Here is a 19,298-nt window from a genome sequence, read left to right as displayed (position 1 = left end):
ATTGGGGCTGGTTGTTCAGTCAAACCACCTAACAGCTTCTCTTTGTTTAGCAGCCATGACCAAGTGTTCTATCAACGGGCGTGGTCATGAGCTTTCTAACACGGTAAAAGAGAAAGGAAATCAGCCCTTATTACTCCATAGTATTAACTAACTTTAAATGAACTTTGCGGTAAAACATGACGCAAAGTTCAACACGCGTTTTTATATCGTGTAGAATTGTGACCTAGCATTTTGGGGCATGCGTAAATGTGCTCTGTCACTGAATAATTAACGAGTTTTACATGTTTTCATTTTTTGAAAAGCTTACCCAGCCTTTCCCTGATACGCCACCTACCCAACCACCGCAAGGCATTGTTGCTTTTTGTAAGTATTATACCAAAGGTATGTGGGGCGTAATTCTCACCGTTTCCGTGCTAAGTGCAATTGTTGCCATGCTAGAAGTGGTATTGTTTGGTTTCTTAGGACAGCTAGTCGATTGGTTTTCCGAGCAAAATCGCGAAACATTTTTAGCCGACCAAAAGTTTACACTTATAGGAATGGGAGTTACCGTACTTGTACTAATTCCCCTGTTTATTTTGCTTCGCTCCTTATTTTCCCGTCAGTCGTTGATGGGGAACTACCCAATGCGCATTAGATGGCAGGCGCACCGCTATTTGCTGGGTCAAAGCCTAACGTTCTTCCACGATGAATTTGCCGGGCGTGTTGCCACTAAGGTAATGCAAACCGCACTATCAGTGAGAGAGACCGTGACTAAAGTTCTCGACTTGCTGGTGTATATCAGTGTTTATTTTATCTCAATGGTTGTGCTTATATTCAGCACTGACTGGCGCCTAGCCATGCCGCTTATCGTGTGGTTCTTTGTGTACATTGGCATCTTAAAAGTGCTGGTGCCTAAACTAAAAGAAGTATCGCAAAAACAAGCAGACGCGCGTTCATTAATGACGGGGCGTATTGTTGATAGCTATACCAATATCACAACGGTAAAGCTGTTTTCACATAGCCGCCGTGAAGCGGATTACGCAAAAGAGAGCATGGATGGTTTTCTTAAAACGGTTTACCCGCAAATGCGTTTGGTCACCGTATTGGAATTCTGCGTGGAAATGGCTAACGCCATTCTCATTTTTACTGTGGGCGCGCTGTCTGTGTACTTGTGGATGGAAAACATCGCGAGCCCCGGTGACATCGCCATTGCTATAAGTTTGTGTCTTCGTTTAAACGGCATGTCCCACTGGGTAATGTGGGAAGTATCAGGCTTATTTGAAAACTTGGGCACAGTGCAGGACGGCATGAACACGCTGGCTCAACCTATTGCGGTTAAAGACAAACCCGAGGCAAATGCACTTAAAGTTAGCGGTGGAGGTATTACGTTTGATGATGTGAACTTCTCGTATTCTGGTGCTGATGACAAACCTATCGATGTCTTTTCTCACTTGGATTTAAGCATTAAGCCAGGGGAGAAAGTTGGCTTAGTGGGGCGTTCTGGTGCAGGTAAATCGACCTTGGTAAATTTACTTATGCGTTTTTACGACACCCAAAGCGGCCGCATCATTATCGATGGACAAGATATCACTCACGTTGGGCAAGAAACCCTGCGTGCCAAAATCAGTATGGTGACACAAGATACCTCGCTTATGCATCGTTCGGTGCGCGACAACATCCTTTACGGACGCACGGATGCTACCGAAGAAGACATGATCCGCGCTGCCAAGCAGGCCGAAGCACATGACTTTATTCTGACCCTCACCGATAGTTACGGAAGAACAGGATACGACACACATGTAGGTGAACGGGGTGTGAAACTTTCTGGTGGGCAGCGACAGCGAATTGCGATTGCTCGGGTATTGCTCAAAGATGCGCCTGTGCTTGTACTAGACGAAGCGACATCTGCATTGGATTCAGAAGTCGAGGCGGCCATTCAAGCTTGTCTAGACAAAGTAATGGAGGGCAAAACCGTGCTCGCTATTGCACATCGCTTGTCAACGATAGCGCAAATGGACCGGTTGTTGGTGCTCGATAAAGGCAATATTGTAGAGCAGGGCACACATGCAGAACTCATTGCTCATAATGGTATTTATGCGAAGCTGTGGGCGCATCAAACCGGTGGTTTCATTGGGGTAGAATAAATCTTAGAAAGAAATAATAGGAAGAGCATTTGGGAGCGATAAACCGCTTGTATCTTGAAAGTGGTTAAGTATAATACGCGTCCCTCCCTTGCGATACCGCACTTTCCTTAGAAAAGACGCACAACTCCCAAGGGCAGTGTAAGTAAATTTTGTGATGTAGACACCACAGGGGTGTAGTTCGAATTGGTAGAACAGCGGTCTCCAAAACCGATGGTTGGGGGTTCGAGTCCCTCCACCCCTGCCAAATTTACTTAAACGAAGAATTTTAAATTGCGCATTGAATAAGTGCGTAAAACAACGACGCTGTAGTGCTAGGATCGTAACATGAGCGAAAAGACGGAAAATCAGTCCAATGCATTGGACATGTTTAAATGGGTAGTGGTTTTTGCACTGCTTGCCGGTTTAGTAACCGCTAACACAATGTACGGTGAGATCTCGGTTCTATACCGTGCCATCGCGATTGTAGTAGTAGTTGGTATAGCTGGTTTCATCGCAGCAACTACCGAAAAAGGTAGTACCTTCTTGAGCTTTGCTAAAGAGTCTCGCACAGAAGTTCGCAAAGTAGTATGGCCAACCCGTCAAGAGGCGAACCAAACTACGCTTATCGTACTTGCAGCGACGTTAGTTATGGCACTAATTTTATGGGGACTAGACGGCATCATCGTTCGTGTAGTTGGCTTTATTACTGGAATAGGAGCATAAACGTATGTCTGAAGAAGAAGCAGTAAAGAAAAGATGGTACGTAGTTCAAGCCTATTCGCAATACGAAGCTCGCGTTAAGAAGACGCTGCTTGAATATATTAAAATGCACAACATGGAAGACTACTTCGGTCAGGTACTAGTACCAACAGAAGAAGTCGTTGAAATGCGTGCAGGTCAAAAGCGCAAATCAGAGCGTAAGTTCTACCCGGGTTATGTATTGGTAGAAATGGCGATGACCGAAGAGTCATGGCACTTAGTTAAAAGCGTTCCTCGCGTATTGGGTTTCATCGGCGGTACATCAGACCGTCCTATGCCAATTACGCAAAAAGAAGCAGACGCTATCCTAAATCGCCTTGAAGAAAATGTTGATAAGCCAAGACCAAAAACATTGTTCGAGCCAGGCGAAGTGGTTCGCGTTACAGACGGTCCATTTGCAGACTTCAACGGTGTGGTAGAGGAAGTAGACTACGAAAAGAGCCGCGTAAAAGTATCGGTACTTATCTTCGGTCGTTCTACACCAGTAGATTTAGAATTTGGTCAGGTAGAGAAAGGCTAAAGCTAACAACGACTCGCAATTTTGAAAAGGCCCCTATTACATAGGGGCTTTTTTATTTGACAAATAAGTTAGTTAATTTTTTTCTAGTATATTGCTAGTAAAGTAATAAAAATTGGCAGACCGTGTAAGACATGGCAAACCCATTGAGGAAATACCACGCTTTCGATGTAAGAATCCCAAAAACCAATATTGGCCCAGCGTTTCAAAACAAAGTTTGAAACGACTAATGCCATTACCCAAGTAAAGGGACAAATATATTCCAGTGCTCCGATAAACAATGCTAATCCTTTTTCTCTAAGAACGAAATTTCACAATTAACAGATAAAGTTTTAATTAGGCTTATTCAGGTAAACCGGAAAGAGATAACTTAGGGATGATATGATGAGGGCAGCAAGCACAACCCACCATTTATAATCTTCACTAACTAATAAACCAATAGTTAAAGCAGTTACGAATAAGAAATTTGTGACAATTATACGCGCAATTGCAAAACGCTTTAACTGACCTATATGAGCTCTCGAACTAAATAGCCGGATCCAAAGTATCGCTGCAATCCCTGAGTAATTGATTAAAAGTAAAAGGCTATTACTTGCAATAAACGCACTAAAGGAAAACAGGCTTAGCATAGCACAAGCCATGTAGAGTCTTGCTAACGGTGATAAAACCATTTGTCTCTCAATTTTGTTTTACCCGTTACTCAGTAATTAGTGTTAGAGCACTTTGACCCAAATATTGATTTCGAGAAAGCCCCAAAGGGGCTCTTTCGAATTAAATAAGCCATAAGTAACAGCTGGTGAGCGAAAAAAATATGAATAGAAAGTGCAGTACTGTAGCAGTCTTCTTTGAAATCTTATTGCTCTCTCCAAAAGAATCCCAAAATCCAACACCTAAAGAACGTTTTAATATTAGGTTCACCCCACAAACTAATAGGGTCCAAATTAAAACAGCTCGAATATCTACCATTATAAACGCGACCTTCATTCATCTGTTGTTATTAATTCCTCAACTTCCGATGCAACGCTTGTTATCGCACCCGAAATCAAGCCACCGCCTACAGATGTTGCGAGAGAGCTAAAACCTCTAACCGGACTCAACGCACCTGCACCCATTCCGGCAAGTGTTCCAGTAGCGATACTACTAAAGGTCGCGTTACGTCCACCACCTATAATTGCGCCGTAGAATCCACCTATTCCACCGGCAAGTGCACCTAAAGCATTGGCCCAAAGAGCACCAGAAACTTGTGAGACCTCTTCATTATTTAATTCAGTAAGTTTTTCCATTGTTAATTAATCCTTATTTAAATGAATATAACTGACTCTGCGCCCCCTGTCTGACGCTATGTAAACTTTGAATCACTTTTGCGATAAAAAATACTGACCTTTCGATGGTTTTTTATTCTAAATAGCCCTTGCATAGTAATTAATCACCTTATATAATGCGCGCCCTTTTAAACGGAAACGGGAAGCCGATTGAGCAAATAATCTCTGTATTTGCGAGGCGTTAGACCCAAACAAGAGAGCATGTAAAATGGCTAAAAAAGTAAGCGGTATTATTAAGCTTCAGGTTGCAGCTGGCGCTGCTAACCCAAGTCCACCGGTTGGTCCTGCACTAGGTCAGCACGGTGTGAACATCATGGAATTCTGTAAGGCTTTCAACGCGAAAACAGAAAGTCTTGAGAAAGGCGCTCCGGTACCAGTAGAAATTACGGTATACGAAGATCGCTCTTTCACGTTCGAAACAAAGACTCCTCCTGCGTCTTACCTGCTTAAGAAAGCAGCTGGCATCAAGAGCGGTTCTGGCCGTCCTAACACTGAGAAAGTGGGTACTGTTACTCGCGCTCAGTTGGAAGAGATTGCTAAAACTAAAGAGCCAGACCTTACTGCGGCTGACTTAGATGCAGCGGTACGTACTATCGCGGGTTCTGCTCGCTCAATGGGCTTGAACGTAGAGGACTAATCGAATGGCTAAATTAACTAAACGCGCTCGCCTGATCCGCGAAAAAGTAGATTCAAGCAAAGAGTACGAAATCAATGAAGCAGTAGCGCTTCTTAAAGAACTAGCAACAGCTAAGTTCGCAGAAAGCGTTGACGTATCTGTTAACCTTGGTATCGACGCGAAGAAATCTGACCAAAACGTTCGTGGTGCAACTGTACTACCTAACGGTACTGGTAAAGACGTTCGCGTTGCAGTATTCACTCAAGGTGCAAATGCTGAAGCTGCTAAAGAAGCGGGTGCGGACATCGTTGGTATGGAAGACCTAGCTGAGCAAGTTAAGAAAGGCGAAATGAACTTTGACGTAGTAGTTGCTAGCCCAGACGCAATGCGTGTTGTTGGTCAACTAGGTCAAATTCTAGGTCCACGTGGCCTTATGCCTAACCCTAAAACTGGTACTGTAACGCCTGACGTTGCAACGGCAGTTAAGAACGCTAAAGCTGGTCAGGTACGCTACCGTAACGATAAGAACGGTATCATCCATGCTAGCATCGGTAAGATTGCGTTCGAAGCGAACCAAATTCAAGAAAACCTTGAAGCGCTACTTGAAGCACTGAAGAAAGCTAAGCCTTCTTCTGCTAAAGGTACATATATCAAGAAGATCAGCCTAAGCACTACAATGGGTGCTGGTGTTGCTCTTGATAAGGCTTCTGTAGGTCTTTAATTTCGCTGAGCATAGGCTCATCGAAATCTCTTAAAGGTTATGGGTTGGAGCTGTGACAATTAGCAGTGCTAATAAGCAGCTCCCGTCCAAGACCGCAGGTGCGGTGTGGTGAAAGAGGTAAGAGAACTTTCACAGTCAACACACTGCTTAATACAACAACCTGCGCAGACGGTGGTTTGACTCAGACTCTCTGGGGTAACAAACACCGTAGAGCGGTATCAACCATGAGGGTTGGTATCAATCTGTGAACCCTGATGGCGTGAGTAGTTAACTACAAACAAAGTCAGATACAAAGAGGTGAACTCAGTGGCACTAGGTTTAGCAGCAAAAAAAGAGATCGTAGCAGAAATTTCTGATGTTGCGTCTCGCGCTCTATCCGTAGCCGTTGCTGAATACCGTGGGATGGAAGTTGGTGAACTGACTGAACTACGTGTAAAAGCTCGTGAGCAAGGCGTATACCTAAAGGTTGTACGTAATACTCTTGCAAAACGTGCTCTAGCCGACAGTCAATTTGCAGACTTAGACAGCGCCTTAACTGGTCCGCTTATCTATGGTTTCTCTATCGACGCACCAGGCGGTGCGGCACGTCTTTTCAAAGACTTCGGTAAGACTAACGATAAGCTTAAAGTTACTGCACTTTCAATTGGTAGCGGTCTTCTTGGTCCAGAGAAATTGGACGCAGTTGCAGCACTACCTACCCGCGACGAAGCGCTTGCGAGACTACTTGCAACCTTCAAAGCACCAGTTGGGAAATTCGTTCAAACAATCAACGAAGTTCCTGGCAAGTTTGTGCGCGTATTGGCGGCGGTCAAAGACACCAAGTAATTGGCGTTTTTGGCATATTGATTTTTTTAACATTTTATACCCAGGAGTTTAGAGAACATGGCTCTAACTAAAGAAGATATCTTAAACGCAATCGCTGAAATGCCGGTAATGGAACTGGTTGAACTTATCGAAGCGGCTGAAGAAAAATTCAACGTATCTGCTGCAGCTGTTGCTGTTGCTGGTCCTGCTGTTGCTGGTGAAGCAGCTGCTGCTGAAGAACAAACTGAGTTCGACGTTGTAATGACTTCATTCGGCGCTAACAAAGTTGCAGTTATCAAAGCAGTTCGCGGCGCGACTGGCCTAGGTCTTAAAGAAGCTAAAGAAGTAGTTGAATCTGCTCCTAAAGCTATCAAAGAAGGCGTAAGCAAAGATGAAGCTGAAGCACTTAAGAAAGAGCTTGAAGAAGCTGGTGCAGCAGTAGAAATCAAGTAATCTGACTTAGTCAGATTATTGCCTGAGACGGCAAGGCTGGTGGTTTTTTGAACCACCAGCCTTTTTGCGCTGTATAGTGTGTAGATTCTAACCCTGACTACATTACGTAAAAGCGCCAATCGGACATACCCATAAAAAGCATAAAAATCCAACAAGTTAACTAATAATTGGTTAAATTTTGTTGTATGCTGGTGTATCTGCCCGAAAAAGGGTTGTGGAAGTTTGTTGCTTAGTGCGCCATTTGAAACGCAGCTTTTAGCCCATAGCACGCGTTTTAAAGCATTTTGCAGCAGGTTGGGTCATAAATCAGCAGGCTGAGGAACCCATGGTTTACTCTTATAGCGAAAAGAAACGTATCCGTAAGGATTTTGGCAAACGCCCACAGGTATTGGAAATTCCATACCTTCTTTCAATTCAGCTTGATTCTTTCAAAAAGTTTATTGAGATCGACGCAGATGCTCAATACGGTTTGGAAGCAGCATTTCGTTCCGTTTTTCCAATTAAAAGCTACTCAGGTAGTTCAGAGCTTCAGTATGTAAGCTACCGCCTGGGAGAGCCCGTTTTCGACGTTAAAGAATGTCAAATTCGTGGCGTAACTTTCTCTGCTCCTTTAAGAGTAAAACTACGGTTAGTGTTGTTCGATAAAGACGCTGCCCCAGGTACCGTAAAAGATATTAAAGAACAAGAAGTGTACATGGGCGAAATCCCGTTGATGACAGAGAACGGTACGTTCGTTATCAATGGTACAGAGCGTGTTATTGTGTCACAGCTACACCGTTCACCTGGTGTATTCTTTGATCATGATAAAGGTAAAACCCACTCGTCAGGTAAAGTGCTATATAACGCACGTGTAATCCCTTACCGTGGTTCGTGGTTAGACTTCGAGTTTGACCCGAAAGATAACCTGTTTGTACGTATTGACCGCCGTCGTAAGTTGCCAGCAACGATTATTCTACGTGCGTTGGAAATGACGTCTGAAGAGATTCTAGACACTTTCTTCGAAAAAGTTAATGTGCGTATCAGCAAAGACAAGCTGATGATGGAAGTGGTTCCAGATCGCCTTCGTGGTGAAACGGCACAGTTCGATATCATTGATGGCGAAGGAAATGTCGTTGTTGAATCAGGTCGTCGTATCTCTGCCCGTCACACTCGTGCACTTGAGAAAGCAGGTCTTACAGAACTTGAAGTTCCGGCAGATTACCTAATTGGTCGCGTATTCGCTGCTACTTATGTAAATGAAGACACTGGTGAAGTGATCGTAAGTGCAAACGAAGAACTAACTTTAGAAAACCTAGCGGCACTTAGCCAAGCGGGTATTAAAGAGTTCGAAACACTTTACATTAACGAACTAGACCACGGTTCATACATTTCAGACACATTGCGTATCGATTCTTCAACTAACCGCCTCGAAGCGCTAGTTGAAATCTATCGTATGATGCGTCCTGGTGAGCCACCGACAAAAGATGCAGCAGAAACCTTGTTCGATAACTTGTTCTTCTCTGAAGAACGTTATGACCTTTCTTCTGTTGGTCGTATGAAGTTCAACCGCCGTTTAGGTCGTGAAGAGCTTATCGGTTCGGGTACATTAGATAAAGAAGACATTATTTCTGTAATGAAGCAGTTAATAATGATTCGTGACGGTAAAGACGAAGTTGATGATATCGATCACCTTGGAAACCGTCGTATTCGTTCTGTAGGTGAAATGGCAGAGAACCAGTTCCGTGTGGGTCTTGTACGTGTAGAACGTGCAGTGAAGGAGCGCCTAAGCTTAGGCGACCTAGACAACGTGATGCCTCAGGATCTTATAAACGCTAAGCCTATTTCGGCTGCGGTTAAAGAGTTCTTCGGTTCATCTCAGCTTTCTCAGTTCATGGACCAAAACAACCCGCTGTCAGAAGTAACGCACAAGCGTCGTATCTCTGCATTAGGCCCGGGTGGTCTAACACGTGAACGTGCAGGCTTCGAGGTTCGAGACGTACACCCGACTCACTATGGTCGTCTATGTCCAATCGAAACGCCGGAAGGTCCGAACATCGGTCTTATCAACTCATTGGCAAGCTTCGCACGCACCAATGACTTTGGTTTCCTTGAAACACCTTTCCGTCGCATTGTTGACGGTGTGGTTACAGACGAAATCGATTACTTATCTGCAATTGAAGAAGGTCAATTCGCAATCGCTCAGGCTAACATTGCGTTGACTGAGAACGGCGAATTGGTAGACGACCTAATCCCATGTCGTCACCGTGGTGAAACTACTTTGATGCCGACTGAAGACATCAAGTACATGGACGTTTCGCCACAGCAAATTGTTTCAATTGCTGCGAGCATTATCCCATTCCTAGAGCACGATGATGCGAACCGTGCACTAATGGGTGCGAACATGCAACGTCAGGCAGTACCTACACTACGTGCTGATAAGCCGTTAGTTGGTACCGGTATGGAAAGAACCATCGCGGTTGACTCAGGTGTTACTGTAGTTGCTAAGCGTGGTGGTGTGGTTGATTACGTAGATGCCAGCCGTATCGTTATTAAAGTAGATGAAGATGAAATGCTTCCAGGTGAAGCAGGTATCGATATTTACAACCTGACTAAGTACACACGTTCTAACCAAAACACGTGTATCAATCAGAAGCCTACATGTAACGTTGGCGACCCGATTGTTGCAGGTGATGTGCTAGCTGACGGTCCTTCAACAGACCTAGGTGACCTTGCACTTGGCCAGAACATGCGTATCGCGTTCATGCCTTGGAATGGTTACAACTTTGAGGATTCAATCCTTATTTCTGAGCGTGTAGCACAGGAAGACCGTTTCACCACTATCCACATTCAAGAGCTTAGCTGTATCGCTCGTGATACTAAGCTTGGGCCAGAAGAAATTTCTTCTGATATCCCGAACGTGGGCGAATCTGCACTAAGCAAGCTTGATGAATCAGGTGTTGTTTACATCGGTGCGGAAGTGAAAGGCGGTGATATCTTAGTAGGTAAAGTAACGCCTAAAGGTGAAACTCAGCTTACGCCAGAAGAAAAACTATTACGTGCAATCTTCGGTGAAAAAGCGTCTGACGTTAAAGATACGTCTCTACGTGTACCTAACTCTGTTCACGGTACCGTTATCGATGTTCAAGTATTTACCCGTGATGGTGTAGAGAAAGACAAGCGAGCGCTAGAAATTGAAGACATGCAGTTGCGTCAGGTTAAGAAAGACCTTACCGACGAGTTCGAAATTCTTGCAGACGGTATCTTTAGTCGTGCACAAACTGCATTGTTACGTGCTGGCGTTGACCAAGCTAAGCTTGACAGCCTACCCCGTGAAAAGTGGTTTGAAATTGCACTTAACAGCGAAGATGCACAGCTAGAGCTAGACCAAATCGCTGATCAACACGCTGAAATTAAAGCTGACTTCGATAAGAAGTTTGAAACTAAGCGTCGTAAGATCACGCAAGGCGATGACCTAGCGCCTGGCGTACTCAAGATTGTTAAGGTTTACCTTGCAGTTAAACGTCACATCCAGCCGGGTGATAAAATGGCGGGACGTCACGGTAACAAAGGTGTTATCTCGACTATCCAGCCTGTAGAAGACATGCCATATGATGCTGACGGCACGCCGGTAGATATCGTTCTAAACCCACTAGGTGTACCGTCTCGTATGAACATCGGTCAGATCCTAGAAACGCACTTGGGTATGGCTGCACACGGTCTTGGTGTGAAGATTGACCGCATGATCAAAGAGCAGCGTGAGCTGGCTGAGTTACGTGAGTTCTTGAAGAAGGTGTACGAGCTTGGTGAGAATCATCAAGAAGTCGACATCGATAGCTTCACTGACCACGAAGTTCGTCGCTTGGCAGAAAACCTTCGTAAGGGCGTACCTGTAGCAACACCTGTATTCGATGGTGCTCGTGAATCTGAAATCAAAGAAATGCTGAAGCTTGCTGATATTCCAGAAAGCGGTCAGATTACTTTGTTTGACGGTCGTACCGGTCGCGAATTTGAGCGTCCAGTAACGGTTGGTTACATGTACATGCTGAAACTGAACCACTTAGTAGACGACAAAATGCACGCGCGTTCTACGGGTTCTTACAGCCTTGTTACACAGCAACCTCTTGGTGGTAAAGCACAGTTTGGTGGTCAGCGCTTTGGTGAGATGGAAGTGTGGGCACTTGAAGCATACGGTGCAGCATATACCCTTCAGGAAATGCTTACTGTTAAGTCAGATGACGTTAACGGCCGTACCAAGATGTACAAGAACATCGTCGATGGCGACCACAGAATGGAACCTGGCATGCCAGAGTCATTCAACGTACTACTTAAAGAAATTCGCTCGTTGGGTATCAACATCGAGCTTGAAGAAAAGTAATACGGCAATCGCCGCGTAATGTTATGAGATGGCCCGGCGCTTGCGCCGGGTTCTAGAGACTGACTCCGCTGGGAGAGTAATGTGAAAGACTTATTAAAGTTTCTAAAGCAACAAAACAAGACCGAAGAATTCGATAATATTCGAATCGGTCTGTCTTCACCTGACATGATTCGTTCATGGTCATTCGGTGAAGTTAAAAAGCCTGAAACAATTAACTACCGTACGTTCAAACCTGAGCGTGACGGTCTGTTCTGTGCGCGTATCTTTGGTCCGGTTAAAGACTACGAGTGTCTTTGCGGTAAGTACAAGCGCCTTAAGCACCGTGGTGTTATCTGTGAGAAGTGTGGCGTTGAAGTTACACTGACCAAAGTGCGTCGTGAGCGCATGGGTCACATCGAGCTAGCTAGCCCGGTTGCGCATATTTGGTTCCTTAAATCACTTCCGTCTCGTATCGGTCTAATGCTTGATATGACACTTCGTGATATTGAACGTGTTCTTTATTTCGAATCATATGTGGTTACAGAGCCAGGTATGACGACGCTTGAGCGCAGTCAACTTCTTAACGAAGAAGAGTACTTGGATGCACTTGAAGAGCACGGTGATGAGTTTGATGCGAAGATGGGTGCTGAAGCAGTGTTCGATCTTCTAAAAGCGTTAGACGTTGACGCAGACGTAGCCGCTATGCGTGAAGAGCTGCCTTCAATCAACTCTGAAACTAAGCGTAAGAAAATTACTAAGCGTCTTAAGTTGCTTGAGTCATTCCAACAGTCTGGTAACAAGCCAGAGTGGATGATCATGACGGTACTACCGGTACTTCCACCAGACTTACGTCCTCTAGTACCACTAGATGGCGGCCGTTTTGCAACGTCTGACCTTAACGACCTTTACCGTCGAGTAATTAACCGTAACAACCGTCTTAAGCGTCTTCTAGATCTTGCTGCTCCAGACATTATCGTACGCAACGAAAAGCGTATGCTTCAAGAGTCTGTTGATGCGCTACTAGATAACGGACGTCGTGGTCGCGCGATTACCGGTTCTAACAAGCGTCCACTTAAGTCGCTTGCAGACATGATCAAAGGTAAGCAAGGTCGTTTCCGTCAAAACCTTCTTGGTAAGCGTGTTGACTACTCAGGCCGTTCTGTAATTACCGTTGGTCCAACGCTACGTCTTCACCAGTGTGGTCTTCCTAAGAAGATGGCACTTGAGCTATTTAAGCCGTTTATCTACGGTAAGCTTGAAGCACGTGGTCTTGCGACAACAATCAAAGCAGCTAAGAAGCTTGTAGAGCGCGAAGCTCCTGAGGTTTGGGACGTACTAGACGACGTTATCCGCGAACACCCGGTACTACTTAACCGTGCACCTACACTTCACCGTTTGGGTATTCAAGCATTCGAACCAACACTAATCGAAGGTAAAGCGATTCAGCTTCACCCGCTAGTGTGTGCGGCGTACAACGCCGACTTCGATGGTGACCAAATGGCGGTACACGTTCCGTTGACAATCGAAGCACAGTTAGAAGCACGTGCACTTATGATGTCAACGAACAACATTCTGTCACCTGCGAATGGTGAGCCAATCATCGTACCTTCACAGGACGTTGTATTAGGTCTTTACTACCTAACGCGTGACAAAGTAAACGGCTTAGGCGAAGGCATGGTATTTACCAGCCCGAATGAAGCAGAAAAGGCATACCGCACAGGTAATGCTGAGCTTCACTCTCGCGTTAAAGTACGTATTACTGAATATGATATCGATGAAGATGGCAACAAAACTGAGAAAGTAACGCTAACTGACACTACTGTTGGTCGTGCGATTTTCTCGTTGATCCTTCCAAAGGGTCTGCCGTTTGAAATCATTAACCAAGCGATGGGCAAGAAGCAGATTTCAAGACTATTGAATGCTTGCTACCGTACGCTAGGTCTGAAAGACACAGTAATTGCTGCTGACCAAATCATGTATACCGGTTTCCACTACGCGATGATCGCGGGTGCATCTGTTGGTATCGACGATATGGTTATTCCAGAAGCGAAGAAAGAGATTATCGACGCGGCGGAAGCAGAAGTTATCGAAATTCAGGAACAGTTCCAAAACGGTCTTGTTACCGCGGGTGAGCGTTACAACAAAGTTATCGATATCTGGTCAAATGCCAACGAAAAAGTTGCTAAAGCCATGATGGACAACCTTAAGACTGACATCGTAATTAACCGCGATGGCGAAGAAGAAGAGCAGACATCATTTAACTCTGTTTATATGATGGCCGACTCGGGTGCTCGTGGTAGTGCCGCTCAGATTCGTCAGCTTGCTGGTATGCGTGGTCTGATGGCTAAACCAGATGGCTCAATCATCGAAACCCCAATTACGGCGAACTTCCGTGAAGGTCTGAACGTACTACAGTACTTCATCTCTACTCACGGTGCGCGTAAAGGTCTAGCGGATACTGCACTTAAAACGGCTAACTCGGGTTACCTAACCCGTCGTCTAGTAGATGTTGCGCAAGATTTGGTTATCACTAATGACGACTGTGGCACATTCGAAGGTGTAACAATGACACCGCTAATCGAAGGTGGAGACGTTGTTGAGCCGTTACGTGAACGTGTACTAGGTCGTGTTGTCGCAGAAGACGTGCTTAAGCCTGGTACTAACGAAGTACTTGTTGAGCGTAACGTTCTGCTAGACGAAGCACTAGTAGACATGCTTGAAGCTAACTCAGTAGACCAAATTCAAGTACGCTCGGTTATCACTTGTGACAATGACTTCGGCGTATGTGCTAAGTGTTACGGTCGTGACCTTGCACGTGGCCACATGGTAGGTAGCGGTGAATCGGTTGGTGTTATTGCAGCACAGTCAATCGGTGAACCAGGTACACAGCTTACCATGCGTACATTCCACATCGGTGGTGCGGCATCAAGAGCATCTGCTGAGAACAGCGTACAAGTTAAGACTGCGGGTAGCCTTAAGCTACACAACGCGAAATTCGTACGTAACTCTGACGGCAAAGTGGTTATCGTTTCTCGTTCAACAGAACTTACTGTTATCGATGAGCAAGGCCGTGAGAAAGAGCGCTATAAAGTACCTTACGGTGCTGTGCTTAGCGTGGATGACGGTGCATCAATTACAGCTGGCGACGTTGTCGCTAACTGGGATCCGCATAGTCACCCAATTATCACTGAACGTGCAGCTAAGATTAGCTTCGCAGACATTGATGACTCTAACACCGAAATGCAGCAAGACGAGCTTACTGGTTTAACACGTATCGTTGTTAAAGACCTTGCGAAAGTTAACTCTAAAGAGCCTAAGCTAATTCTTGAAAGCGACGAGTTCGGTCTTCAAGAAATTCGTCTTCCAAGCTTCACAACAATTGAAGCGAAAGAAGGCAAAGTGGCGAATGAAGGTGACGTGCTAGCACGTATTCCTCAGGAAAGCTCGAAGACTCGTGATATCACGGGTGGTCTACCGCGCGTTGCGGACTTGTTTGAAGCACGTAAGCCTAAAGAGCCTGCTATTCTTGCAGAAATCTCAGGTACTATTGGCTTCGGTAAAGAGACCAAAGGTAAGAAGCGTCTTGTGATTACACCTGCTGAAGGTGACGCATACGAAGAGATGATTCCTAAGTGGCGTCAGCTTAACGTATTCGAAGGTGAGAAAGTGGAAAAAGGCGAAGTTATCGCTGATGGTCCAGAGTCTCCGCACGATATCCTACGTTTACGTGGTATCTCAGCAGTAGCCAACTACATCGTGAACGAAGTTCAGGAAGTATACCGTCTACAGGGTGTTAAAATTAACGATAAGCACATCGAAGTAGTTATTCGTCAGATGCTACGTAAGTGTATTATCACGCACCCAGGCGATACGCAGTTCCTTGAAGGCGAACAGGTTGAAGTATCGAACGTTAAAGTGGCGAACCGTGAAATTGAAAAACACGGTAAGATCCCAGCGCAGTATGAAACACAGCTGCTTGGTATCACTAAAGCGTCACTGTCTACTGAGTCGTTTATCTCAGCAGCGTCGTTCCAAGAAACAACACGTGTTCTAACTGAAGCTGCGGTTCAAGGTAAAGAAGATGACCTACGCGGTCTGAAAGAAAACGTAATCGTTGGTCGTCTAATTCCAGCGGGTACAGGTTTCGCTTACCATGAACGCCGTGCACAACGTCGCAAAGAGCAAATCGAAGAAATGTCAGTTTCAGCTGCTGAAGCAGAACAGGCACTAACCGAAGCGCTAAATGCCGGTGCAGACGAAGATACTGCCGAATAAGGCAAAGATCATAGGAGTACGTTAACGTACTCCTAACATATTGGCATGTCAGGCTGACAGATTGCAGATAAATTAACTGCTTAACCTTTGTACACCTTGACAGTCAGGGCGATGATCTTTAATATTCCGCGACCCGATTTTGGATAGCCATCAAGTGGCTCGATAAACGGTCGCGGTTTTTTGTATCAGCGCTCAGTGAATATTGACGAGCACAATGTTCACAAAGTAGAGCGATTAAACAATTAATCGCATTAATATGGACCCAATCATAGTGATTGGGTTTTCGTAGTTTTTAATCAGGAGCTAGTTAATGGCAACAGTTAACCAGTTAGTGCGCAAGCCGCGTAGAAAGCCCGTTGAAAAAAGCAACGTAGCTGCTCTACAAGCTTGTCCACAAAGACGTGGTGTATGTACTCGTGTATATACTACTACGCCTAAGAAACCAAACTCTGCACTACGTAAAGTATGTCGTGTACGTCTAACTAACGGTTTTGAAGTTTCTTCATACATCGGCGGTGAAGGTCACAACCTACAAGAGCACAGTGTAGTACTTATCCGTGGTGGTCGTGTTAAAGATCTACCAGGTGTTCGTTATCACACAGTTCGCGGTACTCTTGACTGCGCAGGTGTAAACGATCGTAAACAAGCCCGTTCTAAGTACGGCGCGAAGAAGCCTAAGTCATAACGGTTCTCCGTTAGTAAGGCCAAACTGAAGTTTAAGAGTTTTGGGTTTTCCCTGAATTCATACGGAGAATAGAAGATGCCAAGAAGAAGAGTCGTAGGTCAACGTAAAATCCTACCAGAGCCAAAATTTGGTTCACAACTGCTTGCGAAATTCATGAATGTCGTAATGCTCGACGGCAAAAAGTCAGTCGCTGAAAGAATCGTTTACGGTGCGCTTGATATTGTTGCTGAAAAAACCGGCAAAGCACACCTAGATATCTTCGAGGAAGCACTTGATAATATCCGCCCAACAGTAGAGGTTAAGTCTCGTCGTGTTGGTGGTTCAACTTATCAGGTTCCAGTTGAAGTACGTCCAGTTCGTCGTAACGCGCTAGGTATGCGTTGGATGGTAGAAGCTGCACGTAAACGTGGCGAAAAGTCTATGGCACAACGCCTAGCGGCTGAGATGTTAGACGCAGCAGACAACAAAGGTTCAGCGGTTAAGAAACGTGAAGACGTTCACCGTATGGCCGAAGCAAACAAAGCGTTTGCTCATTACCGTTGGTAATCAACGTAATATAACTGAGAGAGATTTATGCCTCGTAAGACCTCGATTGAGCGTTATCGCAATATTGGTATTGTGGCTCACGTGGACGCGGGTAAAACCACGACCACAGAGCGTGTTCTGTTCTATACAGGACTGTCTCACAAAATCGGTGAAGTGCACGATGGTGCTGCTACCATGGACTGGATGGAACAAGAGCAGGAGCGTGGTATTACTATCACGTCTGCTGCGACGACGTGTTTCTGGTCTGGTATGGAGCAACAGTTCGATCAACACAGGATCAACATCATCGACACCCCTGGACACGTTGACTTTACTATCGAAGTAGAGCGTTCATTGCGTGTGCTAGACGGTGCCGTAGTTGTATTCTGTGGGTCTTCTGGGGTAGAACCTCAATCAGAGACAGTCTGGCGACAGGCTGACAAATATCAAGTGCCACGCCTTGTGTTCGTTAATAAGATGGACCGGGCTGGCGCTGATTTTGAACGTGTTGTGGGTCAAATTCGCAAACGTTTAGGCGCAAACTGTGTTCCGATTCAAATCAACATGGGCGCTGAAGAGAATTTTCATGGCGTCATCGACCTTGTGAAGATGAAAGCCATTAACTGGAATGAAGACGACATGGGTATGACATTTACCTATGAAGACATTCCTGCTGAATATCTAGATACCGCTGAACAGTACCGCACCGAGATGATTGAAGCGGCTGCAGAGGCATCTGATGAGTTAATGAACAAATACTTGGAAGGTGAAGAACTTTCTGAGGAAGAGATCCGTTTAGGTCTTCGTAAGCGTACGCTGAACAACGAAATTGTTCTTGCCACTTGTGGCAGTGCTTTCAAAAACAAAGGTGTTCAGGCTGTGCTAGACTCTGTTGTTCATTATCTTCCGTCTCCTACGGAAGTTAAGGCCATCACGGGTGTGCTTGACGATAAAGACGAGACGGAAGCTGAGCGTCACTCAAGCGACGACGAACCGTTCTCAGCATTAGCATTTAAAATAGCGACCGACCCTTTTGTAGGGACGCTAACGTTCTTCCGCTGCTACTCAGGTGTAGTTAATACGGGCGACACGGTATATAACCCTGTAAAGGGCAAGCGTGAGCGCTTCGGTCGTATCGTGCAGATGCATGCAAAAGACCGTGAAGAACTAAAAGAAGTTCGCGCGGGCGACATCGCTGCGGCGATTGGCCTAAAAGATGTAACGACTGGCGATACGCTTTGTGATCCTAATCATGTGATTACATTAGAGCGTATGGAATTCCCAGAACCGGTAATTTCGATTGCGGTAGAGCCTAAGTCACAAGCTGACCAAGAAAAAATGGGTATTGCCCTAAGTAAGCTTGCAGCAGAAGATCCGTCGTTTAAAGTTAAGACAGACGACGAGACGGGGCAGACAATTATCTCAGGTATGGGTGAACTTCACCTTGATATCATTGTCGACCGCATGAAGCGTGAGTTCAAAGTTGAATGTAACGTAGGTAACCCTCAGGTTGCCTATCGCGAGACCCTTCGTAAATCCGTTGAAGTTGAAGGGAAGTTTGTTCGTCAGTCAGGCGGCCGTGGCCAATTCGGTCATGTGTGGCTACGTATTGAGCCTCAGGAAGAGGGTTCAGGCTACGAATTTGTAAACGAAATCGTCGGTGGTGTGGTACCAAAAGAGTTCATCCCAGCGGTCGATAAAGGAATTCAGGAGCAGATGCGAAGTGGTGTTCTAGCAGGGTTTCCAGTACTTGATGTAAAGGTAACGTTGTTCGACGGTTCATACCACGATGTTGACTCTTCTGAAATGGCGTTTAAGATCGCCGGCTCTATGGGTTTCAAAAAAGGCGCCGCAGAAGCAAATCCGGTGTTGCTTGAACCCACAATGAAAGTTGAAGTAACTACTCCAGAAGACTGGATGGGTGATGTAGTTGGCGATATTAATCGTCGCCGCGGCATGATCGAAGGTATGGAAGATGGTGTCGCAGGTGTTAAAATAATACGTGCAAAAGTGCCGCTTTCAGAAATGTTTGGCTACGCAACTGATTTGCGTTCACAAACACAAGGTCGTGCTTCATACTCAATGGAGTTCTTCAATTATTCTGAGGCGCCTAACAATGTGGCGCAGGCTATTATAGAATCTAGAACTTAATCTAAATGAAGGTTCGGTCCGGTCTATTGGTGGGT

At 45.4% G+C, this 19,298-nt stretch carries 13 protein-coding genes and 1 tRNA gene; 13 read left to right on the top strand and 1 reads right to left on the bottom strand.

Translation table 11 applies throughout. The features are described 5' to 3' along the window. Window positions 1–281: 281 nt before the first annotated feature. The 4 genes from ACM0P2_RS18100 to nusG all read left to right on the top strand — a co-directional run bounded on the left by ACM0P2_RS18100 (window position 282) and on the right by nusG (window position 3,381). Complete coding sequence (locus tag ACM0P2_RS18100; protein WP_419226934.1) at window positions 282–2,123, top strand: ABC transporter ATP-binding protein; 1,842 nt, start codon at window positions 282–284, stop codon at window positions 2,121–2,123. Window positions 2,124–2,290: 167 nt separating this feature from the next. Continuing rightward, window positions 2,291–2,367, top strand: a tRNA-Trp gene (locus tag ACM0P2_RS18095). Window positions 2,368–2,447: 80 nt separating this feature from the next. After that, window positions 2,448–2,825, top strand: coding sequence for a preprotein translocase subunit SecE (secE, locus tag ACM0P2_RS18090; RefSeq protein WP_020744440.1), 378 nt, complete (start codon window positions 2,448–2,450; stop codon window positions 2,823–2,825). 4 nt (window positions 2,826–2,829) lie between these two features. Further along, window positions 2,830–3,381, top strand: a complete 552-nt coding sequence (nusG, locus tag ACM0P2_RS18085) for a transcription termination/antitermination protein NusG (protein WP_015068310.1) — start codon at window positions 2,830–2,832, stop codon at window positions 3,379–3,381. Window positions 3,382–4,358: 977 nt separating this feature from the next. Here nusG and ACM0P2_RS18080 read toward each other — a convergent pair. Next, window positions 4,359–4,661 carry a hypothetical protein gene (locus ACM0P2_RS18080; protein ID WP_173361109.1) on the bottom strand — a complete coding sequence of 101 codons (303 nt, stop codon included), beginning with the start codon at window positions 4,659–4,661 and terminating at the stop codon, window positions 4,359–4,361. A gap of 247 nt (window positions 4,662–4,908) precedes the next feature. Here ACM0P2_RS18080 and rplK point away from each other — a divergent pair, with 247 nt between their 5' ends. The 9 genes from rplK to fusA all read left to right on the top strand — a co-directional run bounded on the left by rplK (window position 4,909) and on the right by fusA (window position 19,263). Further along, entirely contained in the window at window positions 4,909–5,337 is a 429-nt protein-coding gene (gene rplK, locus ACM0P2_RS18075; protein ID WP_015068306.1) for a 50S ribosomal protein L11, read from the top strand. A 4-nt stretch (window positions 5,338–5,341) separates the two neighbouring features. After that, window positions 5,342–6,037 carry a 50S ribosomal protein L1 gene (gene rplA / locus ACM0P2_RS18070; protein ID WP_159120528.1) on the top strand — a complete coding sequence of 232 codons (696 nt, stop codon included), beginning with the start codon at window positions 5,342–5,344 and terminating at the stop codon, window positions 6,035–6,037. Between the two features lie 306 nt (window positions 6,038–6,343). After that, window positions 6,344–6,862: a 50S ribosomal protein L10 gene (gene rplJ / locus ACM0P2_RS18065; RefSeq protein WP_159120529.1), complete on the top strand. Its 519-nt coding sequence runs from the start codon at window positions 6,344–6,346 to the stop codon at window positions 6,860–6,862. A 57-nt stretch (window positions 6,863–6,919) separates the two neighbouring features. Beyond that, window positions 6,920–7,294, top strand: a complete 375-nt coding sequence (gene rplL, locus ACM0P2_RS18060) for a 50S ribosomal protein L7/L12 (protein WP_105932692.1) — start codon at window positions 6,920–6,922, stop codon at window positions 7,292–7,294. Window positions 7,295–7,619: 325 nt separating this feature from the next. Continuing rightward, the gene (gene rpoB / locus ACM0P2_RS18055; RefSeq protein ID WP_159120530.1) at window positions 7,620–11,648 is read left to right on the top strand and encodes a DNA-directed RNA polymerase subunit beta; all 4,029 of its coding nucleotides are present in this window, start codon (window positions 7,620–7,622) and stop codon (window positions 11,646–11,648) included. Window positions 11,649–11,729: 81 nt separating this feature from the next. Next, entirely contained in the window at window positions 11,730–15,902 is a 4,173-nt protein-coding gene (gene rpoC / locus ACM0P2_RS18050) for a DNA-directed RNA polymerase subunit beta' (RefSeq protein ID WP_159120531.1), read from the top strand. 310 nt (window positions 15,903–16,212) lie between these two features. Further along, window positions 16,213–16,587, top strand: coding sequence for a 30S ribosomal protein S12 (gene rpsL / locus ACM0P2_RS18045; RefSeq protein ID WP_014951037.1), 375 nt, complete (start codon window positions 16,213–16,215; stop codon window positions 16,585–16,587). Between the two features lie 75 nt (window positions 16,588–16,662). Continuing rightward, the gene (gene rpsG / locus ACM0P2_RS18040; protein ID WP_014980519.1) at window positions 16,663–17,133 is read left to right on the top strand and encodes a 30S ribosomal protein S7; all 471 of its coding nucleotides are present in this window, start codon (window positions 16,663–16,665) and stop codon (window positions 17,131–17,133) included. Between the two features lie 27 nt (window positions 17,134–17,160). Further along, entirely contained in the window at window positions 17,161–19,263 is a 2,103-nt protein-coding gene (gene fusA / locus ACM0P2_RS18035) for an elongation factor G (RefSeq protein WP_173361110.1), read from the top strand. The last annotated feature ends 35 nt before the right edge of the window (window positions 19,264–19,298 follow it).

Source organism: Alteromonas sp. OM2203 (assembly GCF_048517045.1).
Taxonomy (GTDB): domain Bacteria; phylum Pseudomonadota; class Gammaproteobacteria; order Enterobacterales; family Alteromonadaceae; genus Alteromonas; species Alteromonas gracilis.
The sequence above is the reverse complement of the archived record's forward strand: the minus strand, read 5'-3'. Positions and strand labels throughout refer to the sequence as shown.

What these genes read in the sequence shown, in the direction of transcription:
- ACM0P2_RS18080 (WP_173361109.1), bottom strand. Translation starts at nt 4,661, where the DNA reads ATGGAAAAACTTACTGAATTAAATAATGAAGAGGTCTCACAAGTTTCT.
- nusG (WP_015068310.1), top strand. Translation starts at nt 2,830, where the DNA reads ATGTCTGAAGAAGAAGCAGTAAAGAAAAGATGGTACGTAGTTCAAGCC.
- rplK (WP_015068306.1), top strand. Translation starts at nt 4,909, where the DNA reads ATGGCTAAAAAAGTAAGCGGTATTATTAAGCTTCAGGTTGCAGCTGGC.
- rpsG (WP_014980519.1), top strand. Translation starts at nt 16,663, where the DNA reads ATGCCAAGAAGAAGAGTCGTAGGTCAACGTAAAATCCTACCAGAGCCA.
- secE (WP_020744440.1), top strand. Translation starts at nt 2,448, where the DNA reads ATGAGCGAAAAGACGGAAAATCAGTCCAATGCATTGGACATGTTTAAA.
- fusA (WP_173361110.1), top strand. Translation starts at nt 17,161, where the DNA reads ATGCCTCGTAAGACCTCGATTGAGCGTTATCGCAATATTGGTATTGTG.
- rpoB (WP_159120530.1), top strand. Translation starts at nt 7,620, where the DNA reads ATGGTTTACTCTTATAGCGAAAAGAAACGTATCCGTAAGGATTTTGGC.
- rpsL (WP_014951037.1), top strand. Translation starts at nt 16,213, where the DNA reads ATGGCAACAGTTAACCAGTTAGTGCGCAAGCCGCGTAGAAAGCCCGTT.
- ACM0P2_RS18100 (WP_419226934.1), top strand. Translation starts at nt 282, where the DNA reads ATGTTTTCATTTTTTGAAAAGCTTACCCAGCCTTTCCCTGATACGCCA.
- rplA (WP_159120528.1), top strand. Translation starts at nt 5,342, where the DNA reads ATGGCTAAATTAACTAAACGCGCTCGCCTGATCCGCGAAAAAGTAGAT.
- rplL (WP_105932692.1), top strand. Translation starts at nt 6,920, where the DNA reads ATGGCTCTAACTAAAGAAGATATCTTAAACGCAATCGCTGAAATGCCG.